At 58.9% G+C, this 18,984-nt stretch carries 20 protein-coding genes and 1 tRNA gene; 3 read left to right on the plus strand and 18 right to left on the minus strand.

Annotated features, from left to right (window positions below):
- Nucleotides 1–75: 75 nt before the first annotated feature.
- The 15 genes from BGO64_RS11790 to ruvA form a co-directional block, all read right to left on the minus strand.
- Nucleotides 76–151, minus strand: a tRNA-Lys gene (locus tag BGO64_RS11790).
- Between the two features lie 174 nt (nucleotides 152–325).
- Complete coding sequence (ybgF, locus tag BGO64_RS11795) at nucleotides 326–1,126, minus strand: tol-pal system protein YbgF (protein WP_194860015.1); 801 nt, start codon at nucleotides 1,124–1,126, stop codon at nucleotides 326–328.
- 157 nt (nucleotides 1,127–1,283) lie between these two features.
- Nucleotides 1,284–1,808, minus strand: coding sequence for a peptidoglycan-associated lipoprotein Pal (gene pal / locus BGO64_RS11800; RefSeq protein WP_010672877.1), 525 nt, complete (start codon nucleotides 1,806–1,808; stop codon nucleotides 1,284–1,286).
- Between the two features lie 48 nt (nucleotides 1,809–1,856).
- A complete protein-coding gene (tolB, locus tag BGO64_RS11805; protein ID WP_010672876.1) occupies nucleotides 1,857–3,182 on the minus strand; it encodes a Tol-Pal system beta propeller repeat protein TolB in 1,326 nt (441 codons plus the stop codon).
- 92 nt (nucleotides 3,183–3,274) lie between these two features.
- Nucleotides 3,275–4,414, minus strand: coding sequence for a cell envelope integrity protein TolA (gene tolA / locus BGO64_RS11810; protein ID WP_286700715.1), 1,140 nt, complete (start codon nucleotides 4,412–4,414; stop codon nucleotides 3,275–3,277).
- A 5-nt stretch (nucleotides 4,415–4,419) separates the two neighbouring features.
- Nucleotides 4,420–4,866: a protein TolR gene (gene tolR, locus BGO64_RS11815; RefSeq protein ID WP_010672874.1), complete on the minus strand. Its 447-nt coding sequence runs from the start codon at nucleotides 4,864–4,866 to the stop codon at nucleotides 4,420–4,422.
- Complete coding sequence (gene tolQ / locus BGO64_RS11820) at nucleotides 4,866–5,552, minus strand: protein TolQ (protein ID WP_010672873.1); 687 nt, start codon at nucleotides 5,550–5,552, stop codon at nucleotides 4,866–4,868. The genes tolR and tolQ overlap by 1 nt, the downstream gene beginning before the upstream one ends.
- Nucleotides 5,542–5,949: a tol-pal system-associated acyl-CoA thioesterase gene (gene ybgC, locus BGO64_RS11825; RefSeq protein WP_286700716.1), complete on the minus strand. Its 408-nt coding sequence runs from the start codon at nucleotides 5,947–5,949 to the stop codon at nucleotides 5,542–5,544. The genes tolQ and ybgC overlap by 11 nt, the downstream gene beginning before the upstream one ends.
- A gap of 286 nt (nucleotides 5,950–6,235) precedes the next feature.
- Entirely contained in the window at nucleotides 6,236–6,547 is a 312-nt protein-coding gene (locus BGO64_RS11830) for a cyd operon YbgE family protein (protein WP_124244088.1), read from the minus strand.
- On the minus strand, nucleotides 6,534–6,650 hold the full coding sequence (cydX, locus tag BGO64_RS11835) for a cytochrome bd-I oxidase subunit CydX (protein WP_005331536.1): 117 nt from the start codon (nucleotides 6,648–6,650) through the stop codon (nucleotides 6,534–6,536). Before cydX ends, BGO64_RS11830 begins: the two co-directional genes overlap by 14 nt.
- 14 nt (nucleotides 6,651–6,664) lie before the next feature.
- On the minus strand, nucleotides 6,665–7,801 hold the full coding sequence (gene cydB / locus BGO64_RS11840) for a cytochrome d ubiquinol oxidase subunit II (protein ID WP_010672870.1): 1,137 nt from the start codon (nucleotides 7,799–7,801) through the stop codon (nucleotides 6,665–6,667).
- A gap of 12 nt (nucleotides 7,802–7,813) precedes the next feature.
- Nucleotides 7,814–9,370, minus strand: a complete 1,557-nt coding sequence (locus BGO64_RS11845; protein ID WP_010672869.1) for a cytochrome ubiquinol oxidase subunit I — start codon at nucleotides 9,368–9,370, stop codon at nucleotides 7,814–7,816.
- Between the two features lie 687 nt (nucleotides 9,371–10,057).
- A complete protein-coding gene (locus tag BGO64_RS11850) occupies nucleotides 10,058–10,300 on the minus strand; it encodes a hypothetical protein (protein WP_029313687.1) in 243 nt (80 codons plus the stop codon).
- 10 nt (nucleotides 10,301–10,310) lie between these two features.
- A complete protein-coding gene (gene ruvB, locus BGO64_RS11855) occupies nucleotides 10,311–11,321 on the minus strand; it encodes a Holliday junction branch migration DNA helicase RuvB (RefSeq protein WP_045523367.1) in 1,011 nt (336 codons plus the stop codon).
- An 8-nt stretch (nucleotides 11,322–11,329) separates the two neighbouring features.
- Nucleotides 11,330–11,944, minus strand: coding sequence for a Holliday junction branch migration protein RuvA (gene ruvA, locus BGO64_RS11860; protein WP_010672867.1), 615 nt, complete (start codon nucleotides 11,942–11,944; stop codon nucleotides 11,330–11,332).
- Between the two features lie 232 nt (nucleotides 11,945–12,176).
- On the opposite strand from ruvA, the gene BGO64_RS11865 reads away from it, so the two are divergent.
- The 3 genes from BGO64_RS11865 (at nucleotide 12,177) to BGO64_RS11875 (ending at nucleotide 16,873) form a co-directional block, all read left to right on the plus strand.
- Entirely contained in the window at nucleotides 12,177–14,186 is a 2,010-nt protein-coding gene (locus tag BGO64_RS11865) for a methyl-accepting chemotaxis protein (RefSeq protein ID WP_286700717.1), read from the plus strand.
- A 137-nt stretch (nucleotides 14,187–14,323) separates the two neighbouring features.
- A complete protein-coding gene (locus BGO64_RS11870; RefSeq protein ID WP_286700718.1) occupies nucleotides 14,324–16,048 on the plus strand; it encodes a proline--tRNA ligase in 1,725 nt (574 codons plus the stop codon).
- A 195-nt stretch (nucleotides 16,049–16,243) separates the two neighbouring features.
- Nucleotides 16,244–16,873 carry a 3'-5' exonuclease gene (locus tag BGO64_RS11875; protein WP_049635944.1) on the plus strand — a complete coding sequence of 210 codons (630 nt, stop codon included), beginning with the start codon at nucleotides 16,244–16,246 and terminating at the stop codon, nucleotides 16,871–16,873.
- 192 nt (nucleotides 16,874–17,065) lie between these two features.
- On the opposite strand, the gene BGO64_RS11880 is transcribed toward BGO64_RS11875, so the two are convergent.
- The 3 genes from BGO64_RS11880 to BGO64_RS11890 all read right to left on the minus strand — a co-directional run bounded on the left by BGO64_RS11880 (nucleotide 17,066) and on the right by BGO64_RS11890 (nucleotide 18,927).
- A complete protein-coding gene (locus BGO64_RS11880) occupies nucleotides 17,066–17,746 on the minus strand; it encodes an SDR family oxidoreductase (protein WP_103244239.1) in 681 nt (226 codons plus the stop codon).
- Between the two features lie 18 nt (nucleotides 17,747–17,764).
- Complete coding sequence (locus tag BGO64_RS11885) at nucleotides 17,765–18,394, minus strand: TIGR04219 family outer membrane beta-barrel protein (protein ID WP_043155850.1); 630 nt, start codon at nucleotides 18,392–18,394, stop codon at nucleotides 17,765–17,767.
- A 92-nt stretch (nucleotides 18,395–18,486) separates the two neighbouring features.
- Entirely contained in the window at nucleotides 18,487–18,927 is a 441-nt protein-coding gene (locus tag BGO64_RS11890; protein ID WP_286700719.1) for a copper chaperone PCu(A)C, read from the minus strand.
- Nucleotides 18,928–18,984 lie beyond the last annotated feature (57 nt).

Here is an 18,984-nt window from a genome sequence, read left to right on the forward strand (position 1 = left end):
CCTCCTTGTAAGGGAGGTGCTCTCCCAGCTGAGCTAAACGACCTGGGAATATTGTCTTCACCTGCTGTGAAGAAATGGTGGGTCGTGCTGGATTCGAACCAGCGACCAATTGATTAAAAGTCAACTGCTCTACCGACTGAGCTAACGACCCTCACCACGACCAGTGCCGACTGCATTACTGCTCCGGCTCTGACGGCGGCCTATATTACGGATTTATCATCCTGGCGCAATAGAAAAATCTTAAATTAAATCTGATTGTTCACTGCGCATACAAAGCAGAGAGTTCTTTACAAGAGTGTTACGAAAACAGTGACATGCAGCAATGTCACAGCTTGGCCAGACTCTGTTTGGCCAGCTGGGCCGGCGAGGTGTTGGGGTAACCCTTGATCACCTGCTCATAGAAGGCCTTGGCCTCTGCTTTTTTGCCGTCAAGCTGGGCGAGCATGCCGAGTTTCAGCAGGGCATCGGCCCGCTTGGGTGACTTGCTGTATTTGTTCGCCACCGTGGAGAACTGGCTCGCGGCCCCCGCCCTGTCGCCCTTGTTGAACATCAGCTGGCCAAGCCAGTAGTGGGCATTGGGAACATAGCTGGAGTTCGGGAACTGCTTGATGAACCCTTCGAAGGCAGGAATGGCCTTGTCGTAGTTCTTCTCCTTGAGCACCATGTTCACGGCCGCGTCGTAGGCCTGGTTCTCATCCTGGTTGGTGGAGTAGTTGGCTGCCGCGGCAGGAGGCGTTGCAGCAGGTGTTGCGGGCGCGGCGGCAGGCTGGCTGTTGGCCACCTTGTCGAGCTCTTGGTAGAGTTGGCGCTGGCGCTCCTGGGACTGCTCCATCTGGTAGGTCTGCTGTTCCAGCTGACCACGCAGCTCGGAGACCTCCCCTTGCAGGGAGTCGACCTGTTGCTGCAGTTCGGCCTGCAGACGCAGACGGGCGTTGAGGGTACGCTCCAGCAGAGCAACCCGGTCTTCCAGGCTGCCGGTCGGTACGATGGCACCATTGTTGCCGCTCAGCACCACGCCGCTGCTGCCAGAATCCCCGCTCAGATCGCTCACGGGTGCCGCCGCTTGCGCATTCAAAGCAACCAACACGGCCAGCGCAACACCAGCTTGCTTGTACACAGATTTCATTCGGATCAAACCTTAGCGTTTAGTGCAAATAAAACGGCCAGCGCATAATCGCTCGCTGATACAGATTTCATTCGGATCAAACCTTGACGTTTAGTGCAAATAAAACGGCCATCGAAATGGCCGCTTGCATATAAACGAACTTCGTTCGACTCAAACCTTAGTAAACCAGGACCGCACGGCGGTTCTTGGCAAAGGCTTCCTCGGTGTGGGACAGATCCAGCGGCTTCTCTTCGCCATAGCTGACGATGGAGAGCTGCTCGGCCTGCACACCCAGGGTTTGCAGATACTTGGCAACAGCCTTGGCACGACGCTCACCCAGCGCGATGTTGTATTCCGGCGTACCGCGCTCGTCGGCGTGGCCTTCGATCAATACCTTGACGCTCGGACGTTCACGCAGGTAGCTGGCGTGGGCATCCAGCAGGTCGGCGTACTGACCCTGAATGTCGTAACCATCGTACGGGAAGTAGATCACGTTGTCGCGTTGCAGCGCTTCGAACTTCTGACGCATCTGCTCTTCCGGGGACAACATGCCGTTGGCGCCGCCGGTTTGTACACCGCCCATGCCGTCGGTCATGCCGGACTCGGCGCCAGCGGCGTCGGAGTCGGAAGAGGAGCTACAGGCAGCCAGGGTGAACAGTGGCAGTGCGATGGCCAGACCCTTGAGCAGTTTATTGAGTTGCATGCTATTTCCTTAAACCTTTATAACAAAACAAAAAACAATCGATTTTTATCAATTCAAGAAGGGCGACCAAGCTGGTGCACGAATTTCACCGCTACTGGTCGGAAGCACTGCCTTGAAGCGACCGTCGGTCGACACCAATGCGAGACTCTTACGACCCTGATAGATGGTGGCATAAATGATCATGCTGCCATTGGGAGCCACACTTGGCGATTCATCCAGAGCACTCTGGGTCAGTACCAGCATGGCTCCATTTTCCATATCCTGGCGAGCGATGCGATATTGTCCCTGAACCCGGGTCACCATCACCATGGACTTGCCGTCCGGTGTGATGGATGCCCCCTGGTTGGAATCCCCTTCCCAGGTCATCCGGCGAGTCATGCCAGTCGCCAAATTTACGCTATAAATCTGGGGTTTGCCACCACGTTCAGAGGTGAACAGCAAAGTTTGACCGTCCGGCATCCAGGAGGGTTCGGTGTCGATGGTACGGTTATTTGTGACTCGAGTGAGTTGCTTGCTAGCAACATCAACGACATAGATGTCAGGCTGCCCATCTTTGGACAGAACAATAGCCAAACGACGACCATCTGGAGACCACTCCGGCGCACCGTTGATGCCACGGAAGCTGGTGATCAGACTGCGCTGCTGGGTGTAGATGTCCTGCACATAGATCTCGGACTTCTGGTTCTCGAAGCTCACGTAAGCCAGCTTGCTGCCATCCGGCGACCAGGCCGGGGACATCAGGGGTTCACGGGAGCGCAGCAGAGTCTTCTCGTTGTAGCCGTCGTAGTCGGAGATCCGCAGCTGATACGGGAACTGGGTGCCCTGCTGCACGGAGACATAGGCCAGACGAGTCAGGAAGGCACCACGCTCACCGGTCAGACGCTCGTAGACGATGTCGGAGATGCGGTGGGCAAACTGGCGCATCTGGGCACCCGGGATGGTCGCCATGCGGCTGTCCAGGATGTAACCGTTCGCTTCACCGCCCTGGGTCTTGGCCAGCTGGCCTTTCAGGACGTCGACCAACTCGAAGTTGATCTTGTAGGTACCATCACCCACGGCGGCGATGGAGCCGACCACCACGGCTTCGACCCCCTGGGAAGCCCAGGGTGCGAAGTTGATCTCGCCGCTGGTGCTCGGCGTCTGTGGCATCTGGCCACGGGCCAGCGGCTTGAACTTGCCGCTGCGCATCAGGTCGTTGGAGACCACTTCCGCGATATCCTGCGGCAACTGGCCATTGCCCTCCCACTTGAAGGGGGCGATGGCGATGGGGCGCGCACTGTCGATACCGCCGGTGATGACGATGTCCAAGGCCGCCTGAGCGCTCTGGCCTAGCAGAAGGCAGCCAACCAAAGCAAAAAACACTTTTCTTATCATGGCTTAAATACTCTGTTCCAAAAAAATGAGAGGTGAAATCCCTTTATCAGCAGATGCTGCCAACCACGGTCATTGACCCCGTTCTATCACGCTTAGATGCTCGGTTCTAACTTGAGGTTAAACTCCTTCAACATCTCGAATGCCGCCGGATCCTTCGGCACCGGCAACTGGTTGGCCTTCAGAACCGCCGCCTTGCCGGAGCGGCAGACCGCCGGATCACCCTGACCGTTGTCCACCGAGATGACGAAGCCGCTACTGGCCAACTTGACACCGATAGTACATGTTTTGCCCCGCATGGTGGGATCCAAAATCATGTAACGCTCGACCGTGGCCTTGATGAGGGCGGCATACTTGTCGACTTCGCCCTTGGCGGCTGCCGATGCTGCCTGACTGCGCGCATTGGCCTCGGCGGCCAACTGCTGCTCCATCATGGCTTCCATCTCTTTTTGCAACTTGGCCTCTTCGGCCGCCTTGCGCTTGCGCTCCGCCTCAATCTTGGCCTTTCTGTCGGCCTCGGCCTTCGCCTTCTTCTCTGCGTCAGCTTTTGCCTTCTTGTCAGCCTCTTCCTTCGCCTTCTTCTCGGCCTCGGCCTTGGCTTTCTTCTCGGCTTCCGCCTTCGCCTTTTTCTCGGCTTCGGCCTTGGCCTTCTTCTCGGCTTCCGCTTTCTTGGCCTTGGCCTCTTCCGCCTTGGCCTTCTCTTCAGCCTGCTTCTTCTCCAGCTCTTCTTTTTTCTTCTTGAGCGCCAGCGCCTTGGCCTCTTCCGCCGCCTTGCGTTCGGCTTCGGCCTTCTTGGTCTTCTGCTCTTCCAGCTTGCGGGCTTCCTCGGCTTTCTGGGCCTTCTCTTCCGCCTGCTTCTGTTCAGCCTCTTTCTTCTGCTTGTCGGCTTCGGCCTTGCGGGTCGCCTCTTCGGCCTGCTTGCGCTTGGTCTCGGCGATACGCAGACGCTCCTGCTCCTGTGCCAGCTCGCGTTTGACGCGCTCAGCGTCTTCCTTGTCCTTCTGCTGCTGTGCAGCCTTGGGCTGGGCCTGCTTCTGCTGCTGGACCTGCTGCATCTGCTGCATCTGCTGCTCCAGCATTTCGCTGTCCATCATGACCGCATTGACGATCTGTCCCTTGGACTCGGGGCGCTTGGGTTTGCTGAAGTCGACACCGACCAGCAGGATGATGCCGATGATCAGATGCAGCAGCAGCGACGCGACGAGATAACCGGAAATACCACGCTTCACATCCATCTCCGTCAGTTCACCGGATCCGTCATCAGACCAACCTGAGGCACACCGGCTTTCTTGAGGGCCACCATCAGCAGGATCACCTCCTCGTAGCGCACGGACTTGTCACCGGCGACCACCACGGGCGCGTTCTGGTTGATGGCCAGATAGCCCATGGCCTTCTCGGTGATGTACTGCTGCATCGCCTCTGGGGTGCCGCTCGGTACGGGCTCGTCATCCGCCTCGCCGGCCTTGATGACGTACTCACCCTCGGTATTGACGCTGACGATGAAAGGCGGCTTGGAGTCTTCCGGCAATTGCTCGGACTCCGCCTGGGGCAGGTCGACCTTGACCCCCTGCGTGATCACGGGCGTGACCGCCATGAAGATGATGAGCAGCACCAGCATGACGTCGATATAGGGCACCACGTTGATCTCGGCGACCTTCTTGCGTTTGAGCCGCTGATAGGTTTGCATTACTTCTCACCCTGCTGTGCGATTTGGCGGTTCAGAATGGTGGTGAACTCGTCCATGAAGTTGGCGTAGGCGTTTTCCAGCCGTTCGACCTTGTTGGTGAAGCGGTTGTAGAAGATAACGGCCGGGATGGCGGCAAACAGACCCATGGCGGTGGCGATCAGCGCCTCCGCGATACCCGGTGCCACCATCTGCAGGGTCGCCTGCTGAACCTGGCCCAGAGCGATAAAGGCGTTCATGATCCCCCAGACGGTACCGAACAGACCGATATAGGGGCTGATGGAGCCGATGGTCGCCAATACCGGCAGGTTGGACTCGAGATCGTCCACTGCACGGGACAGGGAAACGCGCATGGCGCGATAGGTACCGTCCATCACCGCATCCTGACCGCGGGCACCGGCCTTGAGCAGGCGAGCATACTCCTTGAAGCCGGAGTAGAAGATGTCTTCCATGCCTTCGATGTCGTCACGACGGGAGGAGGACTCCTGGTAGAGACGATTGAGGTCGACCCCGGACCAGAATCTGTCTTCAAACTGCTCCGAGGCGAGGTTGGCCGCCTTGATGGCCTTGGAGCGCTGGATGATCAGCGCCCAGGAGACGACCGACATGCCCATCAGGGTCATCATGACCAGTTTCACCAACAGACTGGCTTGCCAGAACAGGCCAATAAACGAAATTTCAGCGTGCACTTAACAGCACTCCCTTGATTTTTTCAGGTATTGCAACAGGTTTCATTTGCGGATGACTGACACAGGCGATCTGTACCATGGCCTGAGTGATCAGCCGTCCATCAGCCGCCAGGATCTGCTGTGAAAAACGCATGGAAGCGCGTTTCACCTCAGTTACTTGCGTCATTACGGTCAGCAGTTCATTGAAGCGGGCCGCCGCGCGGAAGTCGATTTCGGCGCGACTCACCACAAACGCGATCCCCGCCTGCAGCAGGACATCCTGTTCGATGCCGCCTGCGCGCAGGAATTCGGTGCGGGCCCGTTCCATAAACTTGAGATAATTGGCGTTGTAGACGATGCCTCCGGCATCCGTGTCTTCGTAGTAGACACGCACCGGAAACTCAGAGACTTCCCCCATAAAAATCTGTGATCCATTCGACAGTCAGATGGGGGGCTATCATAGCGCAGGGCTGAATAGGAAAGAAGCAGGGGGAGACAGGGAAATCCCCTCTCACCCTGTTTTTTATGGCGTGCTGCGGCGCCGACAGGCCGAAGACCACAGGGCTGTCAGCATCGCAAGAAAAGCGGACAAGAGCAGTGGCTGCGAGCGGCGTGACGAGCGAGGTTCTGTCGCTCTGACCGGGCGACGGCACGCCCCCCAAAAAAGAAGAAGGAGGTGGGCTGATGCCGACCTCCTTCATCATTTATGGCAGGTAGTAGCTGCTGGTCAGCCAGAGCCCGTAGAGCAGGCTGGGCAGGGCGAGCCAGGGGAAGAACAGCACGCGACCCACCAGGCTGCGCGGGTGAAACCCCAGTCCATGCATGACACCGCAACAGACCGCCCACATCAGCCAGGGCGCAAGCCAGAGGCCGTGCTCACTGGTGTTGGCCGCGACCAGGTTGGGCGCCTGCAAGATGGCGACAGCCAGCAGGGCCGCCGCCAGCAGCATCAGACCTTGCCATGGCTGGCGCTCCAGAGGAGCGGCCAGCCGGGCGAGCCTGTCACTTGTCTTCATCAATCTGACGATCCAGGTTCTCGGTGTGCTCCAGCCAGAGCGCATTGATAATCCCAAACGCACAGGCCAGCAGCAGCCCCAGGATCCAGGTGAAATACCACATATCAGGGCACCTTCTTAGTAGAGCGATTGTTGGTTGTCTTCGATGTGCTTGTTACTCACCCGGCCGAACATCTTGATGTAGGTCCAGATGGTGTAAGCCAGCACGGTCGGCACGAAGACGACTGCGACTACCGTCATCACCTTGAGGGTGTTGAAGGAGGCGGTGGAATCCCACATGGTCAGGCTCTGGGACGGCTCGAGGCTCGAAGGCATCACGAACGGGAACATGGAGAAGCCCGCGGTCAGGATGATGCCGGCGATGGCCAGGGAGGAGAACAGGAACGCCACCCAACCCTTGTCCAGCTTGGCCGCCACGGCGGTCAGCAGACACATCACCAGACCCAGCACGGGTGCGGCAATCATCCAGGGATAGAGGTTGTAGTTCTGCATCCAGGCACCGGCCTGCACCACCACTTCCTTGTGAAGGGGGTTGGTGACGGCGTCGGTGGCGACGGAGCCCACAATCACATAACCATCCATGCCGCTCACCCAGACACCGGCCAGGGCGAACAGCACCAGGGTCAGCAGGGAGAAGATCATGGCGGCGGTGCGAGAGCGCGCCAGCACTTCACCTTCGGTCTTCATCATCAGCCAGGTTGCACCCTGGGTGATGATCATGAAGAGGCTCACCAGACCGGCCAGCAGACCGAACGGATTGAGCAGGCCGAAGAAGTTGCCGTGATAGGTCATCATCAGGAACTGGTTGAAGCTGAACGGTACACCCTGCAGCAGGTTGCCGAACGCCACCCCGAAGATAACAGGGGGAATGGCGCTACCGGCAAACAGAGCCCAGTCCCAGTTGGAGCGCCACTTGGCGTCTTCCTGCAGGGAGCGGTACTTGAAGCCGACCGGACGGAAGAACAGCGCCATCAAGGTCAGGATCATGGCGATGTAGAAGCCGGAGAAGGCCGCCGCATAGACCATGGGCCAGGCGGCGAACAGGGCTCCACCGGCGGTCACCAGCCAGACCTGGTTGCCTTCCCAGTGCGGCCCCATGGTGTTGAGCATCACGCGACGCTCCACATCCTTCTTGCCGACGAAGGGGAGCAGGGCGCCCACCCCCATATCGAAACCGTCGGTGATGGCAAACCCGATCAGCAGCACGCCGACCAGCACCCACCAGACCAGACGCAACAGTTCGTAATCAAACATGGGTCACTCTCCTTATGCCTTGCTCTGTTCGAAGTGGTACTTGCCCGTCTTCAGGCTGCTTGGGCCCAGGCGCGCATACTTGAACATCAGGTACATCTCGATGATCAGCAGTACTGTGTAGAACAGGAAGATCCCGATCAGAGAGAACCAGATCTCGGACGCAGGAATGTTGGATGCAGAGACATAAGTCGGCAGCATCTCGGCGATGGTCCAGGGTTGACGACCATACTCAGCGACAAACCAGCCAGCCTCGATGGCGATCCAGGGCAGCGGAATGCCGTACAGCAGCGCCTTGAGCAGCCACTTGCGCTCGCCGATCTTGTGGCGGGTGCTGTCATAGAAGGCCAGACCGATCAGCACCAGCATCAGGATGCCGCAGGCAACCATGATGCGGAAGGCGAAGAACAGCGGCAGTACCTGCGGGATGGAGTCATCCACGGCAGCCTTGATCTGCTCGTCGGTGGCGTCGGTCACGTTGGGGGTGTAACGCTTGAGCAGGAGACCATAGCCCAGATCCTGCTTCACTTCGTCGAAGCGGGCGCGGGTATCGTCGGACTTGTCACCGGATTGCAGCTTGGTCAGCAGGTCGTAGGCGGTCATGCCGTTGCGCACGCGCAGCTCATGCTCGCTCTTGAGATCCTTGAGACCAGTCACCTGACCGTCGAGGGAACGGGTGGCGATGATGCCGAGGGCATAGGGGATCTTGATGGCGTAGTCGGTGCGCATCTCCTCCTGGTTCGGGATCCCGAACAGGGTGAAGGATGCCGGAGCCGGCTCCGTGTTCCACTCGGCCTCGATGGCCGCCAGTTTCACCTTCTGCACTTCCCCGGTCTCGTAGCCGGACTCGTCACCCAGCACCAGCACGGAGAGGATGGAGGCCATGCCGAACGCGGCCGCGATGGCGAAGGAGCGACGAGCGAACGCCACATCACGATTCTTCAGCAGGTAATAGGAGGAGATCCCGAGCACGAACATGGCGCCCGTGGTATAGCCTGCCGCCACGGTGTGGACGAACTTGACCTGTGCAACCGGGTTGAACACCAGGTCGGCGAAGCTCACCATCTCCATGCGCATGGATTCGAAGTTGAACTCGGCACCCACCGGGTTCTGCATCCAGCCGTTGGCGACCAGGATCCACAGTGCGGAGAGGTTGGTCCCGAGCGCCATCAGCCAGGTAGCCGCCAGGTGCTGGCGCTTGCTGAGACGATCCCAACCGAAGAAGAACATACCGACGAAGGTGGACTCCAGGAAGAAGGCCATCAAGCCTTCGATGGCCAGCGGGGCCCCGAAGATGTCGCCGACATAGTGGGAGTAGTAAGCCCAGTTGGTACCGAACTGAAACTCCATGGTGAGCCCGGTGGTAACCCCGAGGGCAAAGTTGATACCGAACAACTTGCCCCAGAACTTGGTCATGTCCCGGTACACTGTGTTGTTGGTCATCACATAGACAGACTCCATGATCGCCAGGATGAAGGCCATCCCCAGCGTCAAGGGTACAAACAGGAAGTGATAAAGGGCCGTCGCAGCAAATTGGAACCGCGATAGGTCTACCACATGCTCAGCAATCATGATGTTTCCTCACCGATTATTGGCACGGCTATTTTAAGTTTTAAGGACAAAGCTTCCATTGGAAGTCCCCGAACGGTCGGTCACCCCTCGCGGACTGACCGGATTCGACTGCCACCACATTAACAACAAGGCAATATACAGGAACAAAAAAAGCTAATGTTTAACATCTAATAAACAATAGCCAGGGTTCTATTCCCGCCTATAATGATCGCTGTTTTATATCACCTTTATTTGATTGAAATCAATGTAAAACCGCCCTCAATACATGTTTTTTCAAGGTAACTTATGGGGCTTTCCCCATTAATTATGGGAGCTTCATCACAAAAAAACGATAAGTCGTAAATAATTGATTTAAATCAATTTTATGACTCACTAAAATAGTTTCAATTCTGTTAAACAAATACGCAACCCCGGAAATAAAGCCTTCGCATCTCGATTATTTCAATAAATGGCCAGGCTCATCCAAAAATCAATTTAAACCCAGTAAAAACACATGTTTATGCGGATTGACACCCCCACCAAAATCATTAGTTTATCTAATCAAAAGCCCATAGATTTTCTTGTTTGCCCCACCCGGAAAGAGCTCCTACAATGCGCCTCGCAGTGAGGGCATACCTCTGAATACAGGCCGGTCATTCCGGGTTCCCGGTACGTATTCGATGAACATTTCGAACCTGTTTGTTGGGATTAATGATGAAAAAGTTTGTTGCCAAGACCATCCGTTACTACAAGCTTTCTTTCGTTCAACTCTATCAAATGAACCGACTCTGAAGCCTCGCGACGGCTCCTCTGTTTTTTCCCGACCGGTCTGCAGACGCGCTCACTGTCTGTGAACATCCATCCTGAATTGTCTTTGCCCACCGCCTGTGCCGTGGGCTTTTTTTTGCCTGCAAAACAAAAAGCCGCCTCAAGGGCGGCTTTTTGGTTCATATCGCAACGTCTACTGATCTGCCGGTCGTTCCAGACCAAAGTGTACGTAGGCTCTCTGAGTTGCGATCCGCCCTCTGGGTGTACGTTGCAGATAGCCTTGCTGGATCAGATAAGGTTCCAGCACGTCTTCTATGGTGTCCTTCTCCTCACCGATGGCGGCGGCCAGGTTGTCGAGCCCGACGGGCCCCCCCATAAACTTGTCGATGACGGCCAACAATAGCTTGCGATCCATGAAGTCGAAACCTTCATTGTCCACGTCCAGCATGTCCATGGCTCGGGCCGCAATGGGTCCGTCAATTCGCCCGTCAGACTTCACCTGGGCAAAATCTCGTACCCGCCTTAACAAACGGTTAGCAATGCGCGGCGTCCCCCGGGAGCGACGGGCTACCTCGAGAGCGCCGTCTTCCGTCATGTCGAGCCCGAGGCAGCGGGCGCTGCGAGAGACGATGTCGGTCAGGTCCTTGACGTTGTAAAACTCGAGGCGCTGCACGATGCCAAACCGGTCACGCAGGGGGCTGGTGAGGGAGCCGGCCCGGGTGGTGGCACCGATCAGGGTGAAGGGAGGGAGATCGAGCTTGATGGAGCGGGCCGCTGGCCCCTCCCCTATCATGATGTCGAGCTGGTAGTCCTCCATGGCCGGATAGAGCACCTCCTCCACCACCGGGCTGAGACGGTGGATCTCGTCGATGAAGAGCACATCGTTCGGTTCTAGGTTGGTGAGGAGTGCCGCCAGATCGCCGGCCTTCTCCAGCACGGGGCCCGAGGTGGTCTTGATGTTGACCCCCATCTCGTTGGCGACGATGTTGGCCAGCGTGGTCTTGCCAAGGCCGGGAGGCCCGAAGATCAGCAGATGATCGAGGGCCTCCCCGCGCTGGCGGGCGGCCTCGATGAAGATCTCCATCTGATCGCAGACGTGATCCTGTCCGGTGTAATCGGCCAGCTTTCTGGGCCGGATGGCCCGATCGATGATCTCGTCCTCACGGGCGGCACCGGCCGAGATGAGGCGATCCGCTTCAATCATTGTCTACCTCACACCAGGCTGCGCAGGGATTCACGAATGATCTCCTCTACCGACATGCCGTCGGCGGCCACCTTGCTGACGATCTGGCTGGCCTGCTGCGGCTTGTAGCCGAGGGCCACCAGTGCACTGGCCGCCTCCTCGCTCGCATCCGGGGCACGCAGCGGGCTCTCTTTCGCGGGCAGGGTGATTTCGGCCGGGGAGAAGAGATCGTGGCTGACCCAGCCCTTGAGGCGGTCTTTCATCTCCACCACCAGGCGCTCGGCGGTCTTCTTGCCCACGCCGGGCAACTTGACCAGGGAGCTTATCTCCTCGCGCTCGACGCTCATCACAAACTGGGTGGCCGTCATGCCGGAGAGAATGGCCAGGGCCAGCTTGGGGCCGACCCCGTTGGTCTTGATCAGCTCGCGAAACAGCGCCCGCTCCTGCTTGTGGTTGAAGCCGTAGAGCAGCTGGGCATCTTCACGCACCACGAAGTGGGTGTGAATGACGGCCTCCTTCCCGAGTTCGGGCAGATCATAGAAGCAGCTCATGGGCATATGAACCTCATATCCCACCCCTCCGACTTCCAGCAACACCTCGGGGGGTTGCTTCTCGATGATGACGCCTCTCAAGCGACCGATCATGTTCTTTTCCTCGCCACGCAGACTCTCGCAAATTGGGTCATAGCATAAAGAATAACTGGATAAGTATCCAGCATAGGTCCATGCAGATCATGGGATGACCCGCTCTTCATACCCGGCCATTTCCCTCGTTCAGAACACAGTCTGTCACTTTATTTTCCATCGGGGATGGCACATCTTCGTCATTGATTGAACACTGAAATGGTCTTGTTCGGCACCAGGGAAGGCTTGAATCATGAAAATCGTCACCACATCCAACCTCGGACTCACCATTCTGCTCGGCTGCACCCTGGGCATGGGGGGGATCGGCTGGTATGGCAGCCAGCGGCTGGCTGATCTGCTCTCCTACGTCCTGGGTGCCGCCTGGCAGACGGCAGATGGTGCCATGGAGGGCTCCATCGAACTCGGCAACCAGTCGCTCTATATCCAGAAAATGCTCTCGGGGATCCCCCTCGACGCACCGGAGCTGCAACGGGCCAAAGAGGCGGCCAGCGACGCTTTGCGCCGGGTGGAGCAAGGCGGGCTCATCGATGCGGCGGCCATTACCACGCTGAAGCAACATGAGCAGACCTATCAGCAAGAGCAGGCACAGCTGCTGACCCTCTATCGCACCTTCACGAGCGCCGATGAGGCGCTGCGCGCCAGTTCGGAACGCATGTCACGCCTCTCGACCAGGCTGGAGGTGATCGGTGACGAGGCCGTCGAGAGCCTCACCCGCTCACCGGATCAGGCCATCAGCTGGAACGGCGGCCTCGCGACCCGCTGGCAGGCGGCCGATGGCGGCATGGAGGCCAACATCGGATTCCTGCGCCAGCTCTATGCGCTGGAGAAGATGCAGAGCGAAGGCCCCACTCCTGCCATCCAGGCCGAGCTGGCACAAGCCACCCGCTTCTATCAGGACGCGGTTGACGGCATGCTGGCAACCGGCCAGTTCGATGTGCCCGGTGACGGGGAGTTTGCAGGCCAAATGCTCTCCACCCAGTATCGCGCCCTGCAAGCCGACAATGCCCGCCTGATCCGTGAATGGACCACAGCCCTGAGCGCTTATCAGAACCAGCTGGCCCGTTACGAAGACAGTGCCGACCAGCTCAGGCTGGCTCTGGTCGAGGTCGAGGCCCAGGGGGACGCCACCGTCGAGGATCAGGTTCACCAGCTCAACGCCATCATCGACTACACCAGGGGACTCATCCTGGGGGGCTTGCTGCTCAGCCTGCTGATCGTCACCTGCTGCGGCTTCTGGCTGGTACGCACCATTGTTCGCCCGCTACTCCAGGTCGACAAGCGCATGCAGGACATCGCCGCCGGGGAGGGAGATCTCAATGCCCGCATCAACCTCTCACGCGACGACGAGATTGGCTCCCTGGCCGGCAGCGTGGATCGCTTCATCGAGAAGCTGCAGAAGATGATCAGCGCCACCATGGACAACAACCGGCACATCAACCAGCACGTGCACACCTCGGTCAACCGGGTCCAGGCCATCAGCCAGAGCAGCCGCCAGACCGCAGCGCATGCCCAGGCGCTGCACCACGACAGCGAGCGGATGGTGCAGGTGGCCACCACCATCTCGGACAACTGCAACCTGGCGGCACACAACGCCAACGAGGTGCGCCAGCTCACCACGCAAAGCAGCCAGTATGTCTCCTCCGCCACCGCCGGCATGCAGCGGGTGGTCATGGAGGTGGGTGAATGTGCCACCGCCATCAACGCCCTCAAGGAGCAGGCAGGGCAGATTGGCCAGATCATCTCCACCATCAGCAATATCTCGGAGCAGACCAACCTGCTGGCACTCAATGCCGCCATCGAAGCCGCCCGGGCGGGCGAGATGGGGCGCGGTTTTGCCGTGGTGGCCGACGAGGTGCGCACCCTGGCCAATCGCACCGCCACCTCCAGCGCCGAGATAACGGACGTGATCAACAGCATCCAGCAGCAGACAGAGCAGGCCTATCTGATGATGCAACGCAACCTGAAAACCGTGGAATCGGGTATGGCGGACTCCGACAACACCAAACAGATCCTGTTCAAGGTAGAAGAGGCCATCGATCAGCTCGCCGACATGGTGCAACAGGTGGCAGAGGCGACCAGCCAGCTCTCCCACACCCTGGGGCACACCACGGGCAAGGTTTCGGATATCAGCCTGCAGGCCCAGACGGGCGAACAGGAAGCCCAGGAGTGCCTGCAACTGGCCTCCTCCCTCCATCAGGCCAGCCAGCAGCAACAGCAGTTGCTGTCGCAATTTCGGGTCTAGTGCGGGCGGAGCAAGGCCCCCGCCCTCCCCCCAGCGCCGCTGAATTTAGCCCTTGGGCCGGGGGGCTTCGCCTGTTAAAATTCCGCACTTGAAATTTTCCAGGGCCAAGCCGCCCGAACTAGCGAAGGTCTACCGCGATGCGTACCAGCCAATATCTGCTTTCCACTCTCAAGGAAACCCCCTCCGACGCTGAAGTTGTCAGCCACCAGCTGATGCTGCGCGCCGGGATGATCCGCAAACTCGCTTCCGGCATGTACGCCTGGCTGCCGACCGGCCTGCGGGTCCTGAAGAAGATTGAAAACATCGTCCGCGAAGAGATGAACAATGCGGGTGCCGTCGAAGTATCCATGCCGGTGGTACAGCCCGCCGAGCTGTGGCAGGAGTCCGGCCGCTGGGATGACTACGGCCCCGAGCTGTGCCGCCTGACCGACCGTCACAACCGCCCCTTCGTGCTGGGGCCGACCCACGAAGAGGTGATCACCGCGCTGGTCCGTTACGAAGTGAACAGCTACAAGCAACTGCCGCTGAATCTGTACCAGATCCAGACCAAGTTCCGCGATGAAGTGCGCCCCCGTTTCGGCGTGATGCGCGGCCGCGAATTCCTGATGAAGGATGCCTACTCCTTCCACATCGACAAGGCCTCCCTGGTCGATACCTATGAGAAGATGCACGCGGCCTACTGCACCGCCTTCACTCGCATGGGTCTGAACTTCCGCCCGGTGCAGGCCGATACCGGCTCCATCGGGGGCACCGGCTCCCACGAATTCCAAGTGCTGGCCGAGAGCGGTGAAGACTTGATCGCCTTCTCCGATACATCCGATTACGCCGCCAACATCGAGATGGCCGAAGCCCTGGCACCGGCTGGCGAGCGCGCTGCCGCAACCAAAGCCCTGACCAAGGTGGCCACCCCGGCCGTCCACACCATCGACGAAGTGGCCGCTTTCCTGAACGTGGCGCCGACCGCCATCGCCAAGACCCTGCTGGTACTGGCCGAGGAAGACGAGCACGGCAAACAGGCCGTCATCGCCCTGGTACTGCGTGGCGACCACGAGCTGAACGAAATCAAGGCCGAGAAGCTTTCTGGCGTGGCTAACCCGCTGACCTTCGCCAATGACGAGCAGATCAAAGCGGCCGCCGGTTGCGACGCAGGCTCCATCGGCCCGGTCGGCTTTGCCGGTCGCATCATCGTCGATCGCAGCGCCGCCCATCTGAGCGATTTTGTTTGCGGCGCCAACGAGACCGGTTTCCACCTGACCGGTGCCAACTGGGATCGCGACATCGCCGCTTACGAAGTGGCCGACCTGCGCAACGTGGTGGAAGGCGACCCGAGCCCGTGCGGCCAGGGCAAGCTGCTGCTCAAGCGCGGTATCGAAGTGGGCCACATCTTCCAGCTGGGTACCAAGTACTCCGAAGCGATGAAGGCGAGCGTGCTGAACGAAGGCGGCAAGTCCGTCACCATGGAGATGGGTTGCTACGGTATCGGGGTTTCCCGTCTGGTGGCTGCGGCCATCGAGCAGAACAACGACCAGTACGGCATCATCTGGCCGGATGCCATCGCCCCGTTCGAAGTGGCCATCGTGCCGATGAACATGCACAAATCCGAGCGCGTGGCCGAACAGGCGCAACAGTTCTACGCCGAGCTCAAAGCCGCCGGTGTGGACGTGCTGTTTGACGACCGCAAGGAGCGCCCGGGTGTGATGTTCGCCGACATGGAGCTGATCGGTGTGCCCCACGCCATCGTCATCGGTGACCGTGGTCTGGACAACGGCGTGGTGGAGTACAAGTGCCGCCGCACCGGCGAGAAGCAGGAAGTGGCCATCGGCGAGATCGTTGCCCTGCTCAAGGCCAAGCTGGGTCGCTGATAACGCCGACACCGCCTTTCGCTTTTCATAGGAAAGCCCCGAGTGCCACGGCATTCGGGGCTTTTTATATGGCTCTCAGCCATGATGCACAAAAATGCGTCTCCAGCGTGAACCAATGAGATAACTGCATTGCCCTGTACACGGTACGGCTGATTTCCTAGACTGGCGCTCTTTACCCAGCTTGCCCGAGAAGTTATGTCCATCGCCTCAGCCAATACCGTTGTCGTGCTCGACTTCGAGACCACAGGGCTTTCACCCGGACAAGGGGATAGAGCCATCGAGATCGGTGCCGTCAGAATCAAGGATGGTCATATCAGTGAGCGTTTCTCGGCATTGATGAATCCGGGCTTCAACGTGAGCAGTTTCATCGAGCAATATACCGGGATCAGCAATGCCATGCTGAAACAGGCTCCCCCCTGTAACGAGGTGATGGCGGATTTCGTCGACTTTATCGGTGATGACAATCTGGTCGCCCACAACGCCTCCTTCGACAAGCGCTTTCTGGATGCGGAAATAGAGCGATTGCCGGCGCAATACCGCGGCCAGTTCGCCTGTTCCCTGCTGCTATCGAGGCGCCTGTTTCCCGATGCCCCGGATCACAAGCTGGGTACCCTGGTGCAATACCGGAGCCTGCCCAATGACGGGGTGTTTCACCGTGCCCTGGCGGATGCAGAGGTGACGGCCCACCTCTGGCTTGCCTTGTTGGAAGAGCTGGCGTGTCGACATGGCATTATCGACCCGGACTTTGCATTGCTGCTGACCCTTGGCAAGAAGCCAAAACAGGTGATTCCATCCTTCCTGCGGGAATATGCGACTCGGAAATAATATGTGCCGATATGCATCATCAATCATCCATGCCATGTCGGCACTGAATTTCCCCGCCTTCAAATCCATGATGGCCCGGCGTAAAGAGAGGCAGGCAAGCAGATAATTTAGCACTGCACATCAATGAAAAAGCGCGCCAAATGGCGCGCTTTTTTTCCTTGTCATCTGGCGACGGGGCCGGTTCACGGCGCTTCAGGCATTGCGACCGATAAAGAGATCGGTCACATGGCAGCTGCTTCTCGCGGCCAGCGCATCCAGCATGTAGGCTGCCGCGTCTTCCGGCGTCATGAAACCACTCGAATCCACGTGATCCGAATTCTCCCAGAACTCGCTGCGGATCCCGCTCGGATAGAGGTTCACCAGTCGCAGGGGAGCACTCTTCAGCTCGGCCCGCAAGGATTCGAGAAAGCCGCGCATCCCCCATTTGGAGGCGCAATAGAGGCTCTCGTTGGCCTTGCCGGTCTGGGCGGCGGAGGAGAGCACATTCGCCAGCACGCCGCCCTGGTCGCCGATGAGGCGCACCGTCTGCTGGGCCACCAGTATGGTGGAGATGAGATTGCTCTCCACCACCCGGCGGATCTGCTCGGCGGTGTAGACACCCACCGGGCCGAACTCGCCGACACCGGCACAGTGGATCACCATGTCGGGCAGGCCGCCCCACTCCACCGCAGCGGCAAAGGCGACATCCACCTCTTCGTGGTGTGCGAGATCGGCGGCAATGCCGATCACCGCCTTGCCGAGCAGCTCTTCCTGCTCCTGCAGTTTCTGGTAACGGCGACCCATCATGGAAACCTGATGGCCGCGTTCAACCAGCCCTATGGTCAGGGCGCGGCCCAGTCCGGACCCCGCGCCAGTCACTATGATGTGGCCCATGTGTGCTCCTCAGGGAGATCAGAAGGTGAATTCACCACCGATGAACCAGCCGTCGATGGTCTGATCGACGCGGTCGAAGTCCATCTCGGCCTCACGCCAGCCGGCGCGGATCTTGAGCGGCACGGAAGAGAACTTGTAGGAGCCGCCCAGACGGTAGTCGTAGTTGTCGGCATCCTGCACGCGGGCATCACCGAAGGCGGCAAAGCCGGTCCCCGGGATGCGCACTTCGGCGCCGGTGTAGGCCATCAGCACATCCTTGTCATAGGAGTAGTGCTGGGTGTTGAAATCACCGTCGTAGCGACGACCGGTCAGACCCAGGTCGATCTGGAACAGGTCGTTGTTGAACAGGCGATAGTAGAGGCTCAGGTCGTAAGCCAGCAGATCGTTGTTGAAGCTGCCGCCGCTGCTGCTGAAGTCGGACATTTCGAACTTGGCGTTGGGCAGCAGCAGGATGCCGTGCTCCAGTTGCAGGTAGCCGCTCCAGTTGTAGTTCTCGTCGTAGCTGCCATCGGCACCCACGCTGCTGACCTGGCCACTTCCCTGGGCATTCCACAGATCGGCACCCGCCGCAAAACGCCAGTCATTGGCGGCCATGGCCCCATGGCTGAGCAGAGCCATCACAGTGCCGGCAATCAGGGTCTTCTTCATCACTTCGCTCCATTTTGGACTGGAAAGGCCATCATTTTACCCGCTGGGCAAGGAATACCTAGAGTAAAAAGCTGAACAAGCGTCCATAAATGTCAGTGCGTCATCCCTTTCATGGGTTCGACCGGCTTCACGGGCAGGCTCAGTGACAGCGTCTGTCCATCGTCCAGGGTCAGGGTCAGCGGGAAGGGCGTGCCCTGGGCCAGGGTATGGATGTCGAACAACATGATGTGCAGGCTGCCGGGCTTGAGCACGGCCTCCCCCTTGGCCGGGATCTCGATGCTCTCCACCTGGCGCATCTTCATGACGCCGTTCTCGTGCAAATGGGTGTGCAGCTCGACACGGCCCGCCTCAGGGGACGCCCCCGCCACCAGTTTCACCGGTTTGTCCCCATCGTTCCTGAGCACCATGAACGCCGCCGTGTTCGGCGAGCCAGGGGGCAGCAGGCGCACATAACCATCGACCGCGTCGACCTTGGCCAGGGCCGGGGCGGCCAGAAGCAGTGCCATGGTGGAATAAAACGCACGTTTAAACATGGTTGAAATCCTTTTATGATGTTGTTAAACGAGACAAAGCTTACCCCTGTGGCAAGC

This window comes from Aeromonas sp. 62-46, from assembly GCF_001898585.1.
Taxonomy (GTDB): Bacteria; Pseudomonadota; Gammaproteobacteria; order Enterobacterales; family Aeromonadaceae; genus Aeromonas; species Aeromonas caviae.